Annotated in this window: 10 protein-coding genes and 1 pseudogene; 2 read left to right on the top strand and 9 right to left on the bottom strand. The window is 71.0% G+C overall.

The window, feature by feature from the left end; translation table 11 throughout:
* Window positions 1–98: 98 nt before the first annotated feature.
* The 5 genes and pseudogenes from IE136_RS24330 to IE136_RS24310 form a co-directional block, all read right to left on the bottom strand.
* Window positions 99–1,301 (bottom strand): S8 family peptidase, encoded by a 1,203-nt coding sequence (locus IE136_RS24330; protein ID WP_189601409.1) that lies wholly within the window; start codon window positions 1,299–1,301, stop codon window positions 99–101.
* 224 nt (window positions 1,302–1,525) lie between these two features.
* Window positions 1,526–2,762: pseudogene (gene mgt, locus IE136_RS24325) on the bottom strand (macrolide-inactivating glycosyltransferase).
* A gap of 33 nt (window positions 2,763–2,795) precedes the next feature.
* Window positions 2,796–4,094: an ABC transporter substrate-binding protein gene (locus tag IE136_RS24320; protein WP_189601407.1), complete on the bottom strand. Its 1,299-nt coding sequence runs from the start codon at window positions 4,092–4,094 to the stop codon at window positions 2,796–2,798.
* Window positions 4,094–4,936, bottom strand: a complete 843-nt coding sequence (locus IE136_RS24315) for a carbohydrate ABC transporter permease (RefSeq protein ID WP_158991661.1) — start codon at window positions 4,934–4,936, stop codon at window positions 4,094–4,096. The genes IE136_RS24320 and IE136_RS24315 overlap by 1 nt, the downstream gene beginning before the upstream one ends.
* Complete coding sequence (locus tag IE136_RS24310) at window positions 4,933–5,874, bottom strand: carbohydrate ABC transporter permease (RefSeq protein WP_158994804.1); 942 nt, start codon at window positions 5,872–5,874, stop codon at window positions 4,933–4,935. Before IE136_RS24310 ends, IE136_RS24315 begins: the two co-directional genes overlap by 4 nt.
* A 149-nt stretch (window positions 5,875–6,023) precedes the next feature.
* Here IE136_RS24310 and IE136_RS24305 point away from each other — a divergent pair, with 149 nt between their 5' ends.
* Window positions 6,024–6,887: a phosphotransferase enzyme family protein gene (locus IE136_RS24305; RefSeq protein ID WP_189601406.1), complete on the top strand. Its 864-nt coding sequence runs from the start codon at window positions 6,024–6,026 to the stop codon at window positions 6,885–6,887.
* Between the two features lie 45 nt (window positions 6,888–6,932).
* Window positions 6,933–7,766 (top strand): alpha/beta fold hydrolase, encoded by an 834-nt coding sequence (locus tag IE136_RS24300; protein ID WP_189601405.1) that lies wholly within the window; start codon window positions 6,933–6,935, stop codon window positions 7,764–7,766.
* 22 nt (window positions 7,767–7,788) lie between these two features.
* Here IE136_RS24300 and IE136_RS24295 read toward each other — a convergent pair whose 3' ends face one another.
* From IE136_RS24295 to IE136_RS24280, 4 genes are all read right to left on the bottom strand, one after another.
* On the bottom strand, window positions 7,789–8,511 hold the full coding sequence (locus IE136_RS24295; protein ID WP_189601404.1) for a 3'-5' exonuclease: 723 nt from the start codon (window positions 8,509–8,511) through the stop codon (window positions 7,789–7,791).
* 64 nt (window positions 8,512–8,575) lie between these two features.
* Entirely contained in the window at window positions 8,576–9,829 is a 1,254-nt protein-coding gene (locus IE136_RS24290; protein WP_158991653.1) for a DUF5919 domain-containing protein, read from the bottom strand.
* A gap of 109 nt (window positions 9,830–9,938) precedes the next feature.
* Window positions 9,939–11,237, bottom strand: a complete 1,299-nt coding sequence (locus IE136_RS24285) for a copper amine oxidase (protein WP_189601403.1) — start codon at window positions 11,235–11,237, stop codon at window positions 9,939–9,941.
* 95 nt (window positions 11,238–11,332) lie between these two features.
* Window positions 11,333–12,175: a Tat pathway signal sequence domain protein gene (locus IE136_RS24280; protein WP_189601402.1), complete on the bottom strand. Its 843-nt coding sequence runs from the start codon at window positions 12,173–12,175 to the stop codon at window positions 11,333–11,335.
* Window positions 12,176–12,289: the final 114 nt, after the last annotated feature.

Genomic DNA, 12,289 nt, shown 5'->3' with positions numbered 1-12,289 from the left:
AGCAGAGCGGCGTACGTCGTCGTCATGGGTCACACGATAGGCGGCCGCCGCGCCCCGTGGGGAGGGCACGGCGGCCGCCGGTCAACGGGACGCCGCCGCTACTCGACTATCTTGAGCAGCTTGTTGGCGGTGCCCTGTGACGGGTTGCTGATCTTGTCCGCGGTGGCACCGGCGAGCAGTGCCTGAGCCACCTGGTCCGGGGTGGCGCCGGCGTGCGCCCCCAGGTAGACGGCGGCGGCCCCGACGACGTGCGGGGTCGCCATGGACGTACCGGAGATGGTCTTCGTCCCGGTGTCGCTGTCGTTCCAGGCGGAGGTGATGTCCGAGCCGGGCGCGTAGAGGTCGACGACCGAGCCGAAGTTGGAGAAGCTGGACTGCTGGTCGTCCTTGGTGGAGGAGGCGACGGTGATCGCCTCCTGGACGCGGGAGGGGGAACCCTGGCCGGCGTCGGCGGACTCGTTGCCGGCCGCGACGCCGAAGGTGACGCCGGCGGCGATGGCCTTCTTGACGGCCTCGTCGAGGGCCGGGTCGGCGCCCCCGCCGAGGCTCATGTTGGCGACGGACGGGCCCTGGTGGTTCTTGGTGACCCAGTCGATGCCGGCGACGACCTGCTCGGTGGTGCCGGAGCCGTTGTCGTCGAGGACGCGCACGGCGACGATCTTCGCCTTCTTGGCGACACCGTGGGCGGTCCCGGCGATGGTGCCGGCGACGTGCGTGCCGTGACCGTTGCCGTCCTGGGCGGTGTTGTCGTTGTCGATGGCGTCGAAACCGTCGGAGGCGCGGCCGCCGAAGTCCTGGTGGCTGACGCGGACTCCGGTGTCGATGACGTACGCGGTGACGCCCTCGCCGCCGCTGTCGGGGTACGTGTACTTCGCGTCCCCGGCGGTCTCCGTCTGGTCGACCCGGTCGAGGCCCCAGGAGGGCGGGTCGGCCTGGGTGGCGTTGATGGTGAACTTCTTGTTCTGGACCACCTTGGCGACGGCCGGGTCGGCGGCGAGGCGCTTGGCCTCGGTCTCCGAAAGGCCGTTCACCGAGAAGCCGTTGACCGCGGAGTCGTAGCTGCGGCGCAGGGTGCCGCCGTACTCCTCGGCCAGCTCGCCCTTGTCGGCCTTCTCGTCGAGCAGAACGATGAAGCTGCCGCTGACGGCGCCTTCGACGCCGAGTCCGTGAACCGTTCCGAGGGCGGGCGTGGGGGCCGCGCCGGCGAAAGAGGTCCCGAGGGCGGTCAGTCCGGCCGCGGCCGCTGTCGCGGTCGCGACGGCGATGAGCTTCGTCCTGCGGACACGCTTGTGAGTTGCCATGTAGAGGGGTCTCCTCGCCAGGATTTGTGGGGGGTTGGGCCACCGGCAGGAAACTCTCCGGCGACTGATCGAAACCCTGACCGATTGACGAGTGCAAATCAAGGCCTTCATATACCCGCCACTTATTCAACAAGGTTTCTTAATAATAAAGCGGTCATCTCCGCCCAACTCGTCGCACGCGGAGGGCCCCTGGCTTCCCAGGGGCCCTCCGGAGTGATGTCCGTTCACTTGCGGGGCAGTTCGGCCTCGATCAGATCCGCCGCCCGGCGCGTACCGCCCTCACCGGCCATCCGGGCCTGGATCTCCCCCAGACGCGCGGCCACATGAGGGTCACCGACGAGGCCGAGCACGGCTTCCCGAAGGCGATCTGCCGTCGCCTCCTCCATCGGCACGTGACGGGCCACGCCGAGGGACTGGAGCATGTCCGCGTTGCCGAACTGATCCACGGCCTGCGGGACGGCGACCATCGGGGTAGCGGTGGCGAGCCCCTCCTGGCTGCCGCCCGCCCCGGCATGGGTGATGAAGGCGTCGGCCTGCCGGAGGATCGCCAACTGCGGTACCCAGGAACGCACCTCGACGTTGGCCGGAACCGCGCCGAGGTCGGCGGCGTCGACGAACTTGCCGATCTGCAGGACGACATGCCAGCCGGGCAGGTCACCGAAGGCGGCGACACAGGCCCTGTAGAAGTCCGGCTGCTTGGTGAAGGCCGAGCCGAGCGACACCAGGAGCACCTTCTCGGCGCCTTCCGGCCGCCGCCACTCCCCCTGGTCGGCCCGCTCGCCCTGGCAGGCGCCGACGAAGGTGAAGACGGAGGTGTCGACCCGTTCGGCGTGCGGCTGGAGCGCCTCGGGGATGAACACCAGTGCGCGGCGGGGGCGGGAGATGAGCCGGTCGGGGTGGGTGCCGACGCCGTGTTCGGCGAGCCACGCCTCGAAGCGCGCGTAGTACGCCCGGCCTCGGTCGGACGCCTTCAGCTCCGCGAACATCGGCTCGGCGACCTCTTCCTCGTACCCCTCCCACGGAACGAGGTTCGGCCAGAGTCCGACGGCGGGCACGCCCCAGCGATGGGCGAGGACCGGCGCCGGATAGGCGGTGATGTCGTGCAGGACGAGGTCCGGCTGGTCGGCGTCGAAGGCCCGCGCGAGCTGGGGCAGCGCCTGGATCGCGTCGTCGAGGAAGGGCTCGATGTTGTCGATCAGCTCGGCGCCCCACGCCTCCGGGTCGTCGTCGGTGGGGAGCGTCGAGGTGTAGACGACGGGGGTGGCGCCCGTCGCGGCGACCTTTCCGGCGAAGGACGCCGGAATGGCATAGCTGACGCGGTGCCCCCGGGCGACGAGCTCGCGGATCACTTCGAGGCTCGGGTTCACATGGCCGTGGGCGGCGATGGAGAACATGGCGATGTGGGCGCGCGGGGTGGTGGTCATGACGCTCACCTCAAACGAGACGAGACGTCTCGTCCATTGCTTTCCGCCGGAGGGGCCGGCCACGCGCGGCTCAGTCGCGCTGGTAGCGGGCGAGCACCAGGTTGCCGTCCTCCACCAGTCGTCTGCGCAGCTCATCGGCGTCGATGGCCCCGCTGTAGTACTCCTGGAACGCCGGGGTGGCCACCTTGTCCTTCCACTCCGGATAGCCGCGGACCGACTGCGCCGGCGCCGAGCGCAGCTGCTGGGCGACCGCCGCCCCCGTCGCCCAGCCGTCCTTCGCGGTGCGCAGGGACGGGTCCGCGAGCGCCGCCGTGCCGGTCGGCAGCATCCAGTCACCGCGCGCGAGGCGGACCATGTTCCGGGGCTGGAGGAAGAAGTCGAGGAACCGCGCGGCCTCCTTCTTGTACGGGCTGTCCTCGGCGATGGAGAGCGTCTGCGGACTGACGCCCTGCGCGAGGCCCTCCTTGCCGGCCGGGGCGGGCAGCACGGTCCACTCGAAGCCCTTCGGTGCCTGCTGGGTGATCTGCTGCCGGTACGAGAAGCCCAGCGGGACCATCGCGTACTTGCCCCCGAAGAAGCCGGGCAGGGCGTCCGAGCCACCCGTGCCGAGGGTGGAACGCGAGGCGCTGAGGTCGGTGTTGACCTGGTCGTGAACGGTCCCGGGCACGATCCCGTCGGCCTCGGTGAAGCGGACGGTGACCTTGCCGTCCGCACCGCGGTGGAAGAGCTGCCCGCCGGCTGAGAGACCGAGGTTGAGACTGACGGAGACCGGTTCCTTGAGCGGCCAGGCGATGGCGTACCCGCCCTTGCCCATCGTCGCCGTCAGCTCCTTGGTGACCTGCCGGAACTCCTCCCAGCTCCACGGTCGTTCGGGAGTCGGGATCCGGACACCGGAGGACTCCAGGATCTTCTTGTTCGCCATGATCACGCGCGGCTCCTGGAGGAACGGCACGCCGTAGATCCCCTGGCCGAAGGTCGTGGTCCGCCAGCTGCGCGCGGGGATGTCCGCCTTCAGCCGCGCGGGCAGGAGCGTGGTCAGATCGGCGAGGTAGCCACCGTAGGCGAAGTCGGCGAGGTCGTCGGAGGCGTCATGGATGATGTCGGGCGCCTCACCGCCCTCGAAGGAGGTCAGGAGCTGGTCGTGCACGGAGTCCCAGCTGCCCTGGACGTAGTCCACCTGGATGTCGGGATGGGCGGCGTTCCACTCCGCCACCAGTTCCTTGTTGGCCTCGACGGAATCCTGCTGCCAGGCCAGGGACTGGAAGCGGAGCCGGATCTTCCCGTCGTCCGCTTCGTCCCCGTCCGAGGAGCAGCCGGTGAGCAGCAGGGCCAGGGCGGCCGCCGCCGCGGTGAACACCCGTCCACGCATCAGGACTTCACCGCCCCGGCCAGCATCCCGCCCGTGATGCGTTTCTGGATGATCGCGAAGATCACGAGCGACGGGATCGTGGCGAGGAACGCCGCCGCGGCCAGTGGTCCGAGGTCGGCGACGCCCTCGGCACCGAGGAAGTGGGTGAGGACGACCGGCAAGGTCTGCTTCTCCGGGGTCTTGAGCAGGACGAGCGCGAAGAAGAACTCGTTCCATGCGGTGATGAAGGCGAAGAGCGCGGTGGCGACGATGCCGGGGGCGAGCAGCGGGGCGGTGACCGAGACGAGCGTACGGAGCCTCCCGGCGCCGTCGACGGCCGCGGCCTCCTCCAGCTCGGCCGGGACGGCCCGTACGTACCCGACCAGCATCCACAGCGCGAACGGCAGCGACCAGACGACGTACACCATGACGAGCCCGAAGAGGCTGTTGATCAGGTGCAGGTTCTTGAGCACGAGGAAGAGCGGGATGATCACCAGGACGAAGGGGAACGCCTGGCTGATCACGACCCAGCCGGTTGCGGCCGTGGAGAGCCGACCGCGGTGGCGGGCCATCACATAGGCCATGGGCGTGGCGATGAGGACGGCGATCAGGGCCGCGGAGAGGGCGGCGAGCAGGCTGTTGCCCGCGGCCTGGAGCAGCGGCTGCTCGTCGAAGGCCTGCCGGAAGTTGGCGAGGGTGGGATCCCGCGGGATCCAGGTGGGGTGGAGGGAGCCCAGTTCGGGGGCGGGCTTGAAGGCGGTGGAGATCAGCCAGAGGAACGGGAAGGCCAGGAACACCAGATACGCCAGAAGCGCGAGGTACTGGCCGACCCGCGCGGACCTGCTGGTACGGAGCGTGCTCACCGGTCCTGGTCCCCCTTCAGCCGTCCGACGAGGTAGAGGGCGAGGAGCACGGAGATGACGGCGACCATGACACAGCCCATGGCCGCGGCATACCCGAACTGCCCGTAGCGGAAGGCCTCTTCGTAGGCGAAGAGCATGGGCAGCCGGGTCCGGCCGCCGGGGCCGCCGTTGGTCAGCACGTAGACCAGGGCGAAGGAGTTGAAGTTCCAGATGAAGTTGAGGGCGGTGATGGCGAGGGCGACCGGCTTGAGGGCGGGCCAGGTGACGGTACGGAAGCGGCGCCAGGCGCCCGCGCCGTCGAGGGCGGCGGCCTCGTGGAGCTCGTGCGGGGTGTTCTGCAGCCCGGCGAGCAGGGCGACGGTGGTCTGCGGCATGCCGGCCCAGATGCCGACGAGGATCACGGCCGGCAGGGCGGTGGCCAGTCCGGTGAGCCAGTCCCGCCCGTCGCCGAGGCCCATGTCGCGGAGGGTCTCGTTGAGGATGCCGGCGTCGGGGTTGTAGACCAGCCGCCACATGATGCCGACCACCACCTCGGGCATCGCCCAGGGGATGATCGCGAGCGCCCGGGCCAGCCAGCGGAAGCGGAGGTTCTGGTTGAGCAGCAGCGCGAGGCCGAGGGCGAGCAGGAACTGCGGGACGGTGACGCCGACGGCCCAGAGCAGGCCGATCCGGAAGGACTCCCAGAAGAGCGAGTCGTGCAGGAGGTCCTGGAAGTTGAGCGTGCCCACCCACCGGGTGGCCTGGGTGCGGCCGGACTGGGCGTCGGTGAAGGCCAGGAGAATGCCGTAGAGCAGGGGTCCGACACTGAGGATCAGGATGGGGATCAGGGCGGGCAGCACCAGGAACCAGGCGGCGTGGTCCCGCCCCGCCGGCCGCCCGTGTCCGGGCCTCTCGCCGGCGGCCGCCGTTCCGCCGGACCGCTTCGTCGCGGTCTCCACACTCACAGATTCGACCCCTTATGCGCCCTTTGCCACGTTGCATCGGCCTCCGTCATGGTCCTGACGGGCTGTCGCTTCGTCAAGGCCACCTGCACGGATGCGAGACTTTGGCCGATTCGCATACGCATCGGGGAGATACGGAGAGACGGATGGACGAGGCTCGGGCGCGGGAGATCCTGACCGCCGCGGAGCTGCCGGCCCGGGAGCCGGAGGCGTCACTGCTCGCCCTCGGCGAGAACGCGGTCTTCGGCGTGGGCGGTCTCGTGGTCAAGATCGGCAGGGACGCGGAGCTGCTGGCCCGCGCCGAGCGGGAGCTCGCGCTCGCCGACTGGCTCGCCGAGAGCGGCGTCCCCGCCGTACGGGCGGCCGAGCCGAAGCCGCGCCTGGTGGAGGGCCACCCGGTCACGCTCTGGCACCGGCTGCCGGACGCCGTACGGCCGGCCGAACCCCGCGACCTCGCTCCGCTGCTGCGCCGGGTCCACGCCCTGCCGGAGCCGGCGCCCTTCACCCTCCCCCGCCGCGAGCTGCTGGGCGAGGTCGAGCGGTGGCTTCGGCTCGCCGGTGACGCCATCGACCCGGCCGACGCGGCGTTCCTGCGGGAGCGGCGCGACTCCTTCGCCCCGGCGGCGGCGGCACTCACCCCGCATCTCACCCCTGGCCCGGTCCACGGCGACGCGCTGCCCCGCAACGTCCACGTCGGCCCCGACGGGCCGGTCCTCGTCGACCTGGAGACCTTCTCCTCCGACCTGCGCGAGCACGACCTCGTGGTACTCGCCCTCTCCCGCGACCGGTACGGGCTCGACCCCGCCGCCTACGACGCCTTCACCGAGGCGTACGGCTGGGACGTGCGCGACTGGGAGGGATGTGCCGTGCTGCGCGGCGCCCGGGAGACCGCGAGCTGCGCCTGGGTGGCCCAGCACGCGCCGACGAACCCGAAGGCGCTGGCTGAATTCGAGCGGCGGGTGGCCTCGCTGCGGGACGGAGACCCCGAGGTGCGCTGGTACCCGTTCTGACATCATGACGGGACCGGAAAGGGCCTTCGGGAACGGGGTGTTGTGATGCGCGTGGAACTGCCCGAGGTGACGCTGGACGTCGAGGTGAGCGGCGAGGGGCCCACCGTGCTGCTGGTGCACGGTTTCCCCGACAGCCACCGCCTGTGGCGCCGTCAGGTGCCGGCGCTGACAGCCGCCGGGTACAAGTGCGTGGCTCCGACGCTGCGCGGCTTCGGCGCCTCGGACCGGCCGGAGGGCGGCCCGGAGGCCTATCACCCCGCCAAGCACGTCGGCGACCTGCTGGAGCTGCTGGACCGGCTGGGGGTCGCCGGTCCGGTCCATCTGGTCGGCCACGACTGGGGCTCCGGCATCGTGCAGGGCCTTGCCCAGGTCGCGCCCGAACGCGTGACCAGCCTGAGCATCCTGTCCGTGGGGCACCTGGCGGCGATCCGTGACGCGGGCTGGGAGCAGAAGCAGCTGTCCTGGTACATGATCCTCTTCCAGCTCGCGGGGCTCGCCGAGGAATGGCTCGCGCGGGACGACTTCGCCAACTTCCGGGACATGCTGGGCGAGCACCTCGACGCGGAGGAGATCGTCGAACCGCTGCGGGCGCCCGGCGCGCTCACGGCCGCCCTGAACATCTACCGTGCAGGCCTTCCCGCCGAGGCGCAGTTCGGCCCGGCCCTGCCGCTGCCGCCGCTGCGCGGTCCCGTCATGGGCGTGTGGTCCACCGGCGACCGATTCCTCACGGAGCAGTCGATGACCGGCACCGCCAAGCACGTGGACGGCACCTGGCGCAACGAGCGCGTCGAGAACGCGGGCCACTGGCTCCCGCTGGACCGTCCGGAGCGCGTCAACGAACTGCTCCTGGACTTCCTCGCCGAGAACCCGGCGGGCTGACGGCCCACACTCGTCCCGCCCGTCAGGACGCCACCGGCGCGAGCTCCCGCAGGGGCCACGACGGGTCGACGACCGCGTCCGGGCTGCCCTTGCGCCGCAGGAAGTCCTGGAAGTCCTCCGCCCAGGCGCGGTACCAGCCGACCTGACGCTCGTGCAGTTCGGCCGGGGTGAGTGCGGCGACCGAAGGGTGCCGCTGGGCTATCGCCACGGCCACGCGCACGGCGGCCAGCGCGTCGGCGGCGGCCTGATGGGCGGTGCCGAGGACCACTCCGTACTCCCCGCAGACCGCCTCCAGGTTCCGCTTTCCCCGGCGGTAGCGGTCGACGGCCCGGTCGATGGTGTAGGGGTCGACGACCGGGCCGATGCCCGCGCCGTCGAGCCGGTCGCCCAGGGAGGGGAGTCCGTGGCGGCGCAGTTCCGCGGAGAGCAGGGTCAGGTCGAAGGCCGCGTTGTACGCCACGACCGGGACGCCGTGGCGCCAGTACGCCGTCAGGGTCTCGGCGATCTCGTCGGCCACCTCGCGCACCGGGCGCCCTTCGGCGGCCGCCCGTTCGTTGCTGATGCCGTGGATCGCGGACGCCTGTGCCGGGATGCGGATCCCCGGGTCGGCGAGCCAGTCCCGCTGCCGCACCACCCGTCCGTCGTGGACGCCGACGATCGAGGCCGTCACGATCCGCGCCTCCAGCGGTTCGGTGCCGGTCGTCTCCAGGTCGAAACCGACCAGCTCTTCCCCATGCCAAGCCATCGGGTCCTCCTTACGTGATCTCCCCCGTGGTGCTGAACACCCTCGCACGCGCCACTGACAACGCTCAGGAAACCGGACGGGAGTCGAGCCACACGGACTCGAACTCCTCCCTGTATGTCTCAAAAAGTCCGTGTTCGCCGTCTCGGCCGTCCGCCCCTCCGGACCGCACCACGTTCCGCCCGCCCCCGCGCAGCACGAGGACCGGCGCCTCCATCCCGCGCGCCCGCCGCAGATACGACTGGACGACGGCGACCCCGTCGGGGCCGTCTCCGTCGACGAGGTAGGCGGTGAAGCGCGGGGTCTCGTCGAAGACGTGGATCTGGAAGGCGCCCGGATCGCGCAGCCTGGAGCGCACCCGGCGCATGTGGAGGATGTTCATCTCCACCGAGCGGCTCAGCTCGCCCTTCTTCAGGCCCAGTTCGCGCTCGCGCCGCTTGACGGCGCTGCTGGCCGGGTTCAGGAACAGCAGCCGTATCCGGCATCCCGACTCGGCGAGCCGGACCAGACGCCGCCCCGAGAAGTTCTGCACCAGCAGGTTCAGGCCTATGCCGGTGGCGTCGAGGCGCCGCGCCCCGCCGAACAGGTCCTCGGCGGGAATCTGCCGCTGCAGCCGCACCCGGTCGGAGTGGACCGAGACCACGTCCGCGTACCGGTCACCGACCAGGTCCTCGACCGCGTCCACGGGGAGCCGGTCTGCGGACGGCACGCCCGCCCCGCTGCCGAGGATCTCCAGGAGGCGGGCCGAGGCCCGCTCGGACTGGGCGAGCACGGTCAGCGAGAGGGCGCGGTTGCGGGAGACGACGTTGCGCGTCACCTCCAGCTCGTCCAGGGCGAGTTCGACCTCGCGCCGGTCGTCGAAGTAGGGCTCGAAGCAGGGCCAGTGCTGCACCATCAGCTCCCGCAGCTGCGGGAGCGTGAGGAAGCTGAGGACGTTGTCGTCGGCCGGGTCGAGGAGATAACCCTTGCGCCGCGAGACCTCGCGGACGGCGACCGCCCGCTGCACCCACTCCTGGCCGGCCGGACCGGCCGCGGCCACCACCCAGTCCTCGCCGTGCACCGGCTCGTACACCGGTCTCAGGACGGCGGCGACCACCGCACGCAGCCGCTGTTCGACGAGATTGAGCCAAATGTAGGCCCGCCCGGCCCGCTGGGCACGCGTGCGCACCTCGCTCCAGGCCTCGGCGCCCCAGTCCAGCTCCGCCCCGATCTCCATCGGCCTGGCGACCGAGACCGCTCCGGGCGTCACGTCCACGGGGTCGGAGGAGTCCCCCTCGTGACCCGCGTCACCTGGGGGCAGCTCCAGACCTCCCGAGCTCACCCGTGCACCGCCTTCTGCTCCCGAACGCCCGATCCGACCGTCTGTCAACGATCAAGGAAGGGTACTCCGGGAGCGGGAGGCGGTGCAGCAGGATCGGCAGGCTCGTGACTCAACTGCCCAGTCGCGGTGCCCCGTTCTGGTCGGCGAGATCGGCCGGAGTGAGCGGATTCATAGCGGTCACGTCCCTGGGCGCGAGCTGGAAGCCCTGCCAGTGCACCGGCATCGGCTGCTGGTCCTCGTCCCGGGCGATGTGGTGGAACCCGATGTTGACCCAGACGGCCGGGTCGGTCAGCGTCTCGCCGTTGACCCACTTGTCCACGCTGTCGGGCGCGTTCCGGCCGCAGTCGAGGATGTTGTTGCTGGCGAACTGCTCGCAGGCCCGGCTCTGGGTGAAGTAGATGTCGTGCTTGGTGAAGCCGCGCCCCGCGTGGGTGTTGGAGGGGCCGGGCACGATCTCGTACGAACGCTGGTGGCCGTCCTTGTTCTTGCCGGTCGCGCTGACCACCCGCCACCAGCGCATGTTCTTCGCGTCACCGGCCAGTTCCCTGGTGACCGGGGTGCGGGTGGTCTTCACGGTCGGGCCGCCGTTGCGGCTGGGGGCGGTGACCTTGGAGTCGTACTGCTCGATCCGGTCCCTGACGCTGCCGTCGAGGCCGAAGTCGAGCCGCCAGAAGACGTTGTGGGCGTGGCTGGTGGCGTAGGAGCGGGCACCGTGCCCGATGGGCCAGCCGCGCCCGTCTGTCCCGTTGTAGTCGCCGGGCGCGAGGCTGCCGGTGGCGCCGACGTTGGCGGCGATGGTGCCGTCGGAGGAGAAGCGCCACTCGGTGATGTACTCGTACCAGGCGACCTTGTTGACGGTGTAGACCAGCAGGTCCTTGCCCTGGGACTGCCAGACCTTCGTGCCCTCGTCGTTGGCCATCCGGTAGGCGTGTCCGCGCGCCCGGGTCGTGGTGCACAGGCCGCTCACGTCGCCGAGCTCCGGAACCTTGACCTTGGTGATCGTTCCGCCGGGGCACTCGGCCGGCTTCAGGTTCTGCAGGCCCCAGCCGAACCCGGCGCCGGTGAGGTCGTCGTACTCGGCATTGCCGTCGTCGTACGGCACGTGGATCTGGGCGAGCTTCGCGCTGGTCAGGACGCGTATCGGGGTGTTCTGGTTCTTGGGCTGGTAGGTGACCTTGTCCAGGACGAGCCCGGAGTCGGTGTCGTAGCGCCAGCACATGCGCCAGGTGGTGCCACCGTCGAGCTTCTGCTCGATGCGGTAGGCGGCGGAGCAGTCGGCGCGGGGCGGTACGGGCGCGGCGGTGGCGGAGGTCACCGGTCCCGCGGCGGCCGTGGCGGTGGCGAGCAGGGCGGCCGCGGCGAGTACGGCGCCGTGCTTGCGGGCGCCGATGAGCGACGGACTGGGCATGAGAACGAACTCCCTCGTACGGACGTACGGACGTTCAGAAGGTGGATGGATGTGCGAGTGGTCGGCCCGCGCGAGCAGTCGGTGGGCGTCGGTGGTCAGCCGACGCGGGTGACGGTCCGGGCGCTCAGGTCGACGATCAGGTTCCGGGTGTCGATCCAGGAACCGTTGAGGATCTTGGTGACCAGGCGGACGCAGCGGTGTTCACCGCACTTCACGAGAGGCGCGGGGACGTTCGCCTCGCGGTACGGGCGGTAGACGTCCCCGTTGAACCAGAGCTGGTCGGCCGAGGTCAGCGCCTTGCCGGTGGCGTCCTTGTAGTCCTCCCGGACGCCGTCGCCGAGCTTGCTCGCCAGGATGAGCTCGAGGGCCTCGCGCAGCTCGTCCGGGTGCGCCGAGGGCTGGACCCCGCGCTGAGCGGCCGCGCTCTCGACCTTGCCGGTGGCCAGGTTGACGGTCCGGGTGATCAGCTCGTCGCGCTCGTAGTCGTAGAACCGCACCTCCGCGCGGCGTGGCGCGGCCGGGTCGTCGATCTCCTCCGGCCGCGGGTCGGCCAGCTCCGTGGCCAGGAGCTGGGGGCCGCGAGCCCCCTCGACATCGCGCTGGGCGGCCCTGGCCGGCGGGGTCAGCGCCAGCTCGGCGGCCCGCTGCAGTTCGTCGTCGGTGAGCGGGTCGGTGCCCACTCCCTTCTCGCCCTCCGGCGGCGCGGTGGCCATGGTCGCGGGCCCGGGCGGGCTCCCGGCGGAGGCGTCCGTCCCCGCGTCCGTCCCCTCGGGGGCCGCCGGTCCGGCGCCACGCCCGGCCGCCGCTCCGGTCCTCACGCCGTCCTCGGCCCCCGCCGTCCCCGGCAAGGTGATCCCGACCATGACGGCGGTCCCCGTCACCGCGATGGCCGCGCCCGCCACCACCTTCCCCAGATGGCGGCGCACTATTTCGTACACACTTCCCCCTTGTGCTGCGGTTCTCCCCTGTTTCCCTGCGGTCACCCGGTAGGACGGGCCGAAGTCCTAGGAGGTTGCCCGTCTTTCGGGCAGGATTTGGCCGGAGTGCACCCC

Origin of the sequence: Streptomyces lateritius (assembly GCF_014649715.1) — a bacterium.
Classification (GTDB): Bacteria; Actinomycetota; Actinomycetes; order Streptomycetales; family Streptomycetaceae; genus Streptomyces; species Streptomyces lateritius.
Note: the sequence above shows the minus strand (reverse complement) of the source record. Positions and strands in the feature narration are given on the sequence as shown.

Bases quoted from the DNA above. Each gene is read 5' to 3' on its own strand.
- IE136_RS24330 (WP_189601409.1), bottom strand. From the start codon at position 1,301: ATGGCAACTCACAAGCGTGTCCGCAGGACGAAGCTCATCGCCGTCGCG.
- IE136_RS24320 (WP_189601407.1), bottom strand. From the start codon at position 4,094: ATGCGTGGACGGGTGTTCACCGCGGCGGCGGCCGCCCTGGCCCTGCTG.
- IE136_RS24305 (WP_189601406.1), top strand. From the start codon at position 6,024: ATGGACGAGGCTCGGGCGCGGGAGATCCTGACCGCCGCGGAGCTGCCG.
- IE136_RS24300 (WP_189601405.1), top strand. From the start codon at position 6,933: ATGCGCGTGGAACTGCCCGAGGTGACGCTGGACGTCGAGGTGAGCGGC.
- IE136_RS24295 (WP_189601404.1), bottom strand. From the start codon at position 8,511: ATGGCTTGGCATGGGGAAGAGCTGGTCGGTTTCGACCTGGAGACGACC.
- IE136_RS24285 (WP_189601403.1), bottom strand. From the start codon at position 11,237: ATGCCCAGTCCGTCGCTCATCGGCGCCCGCAAGCACGGCGCCGTACTC.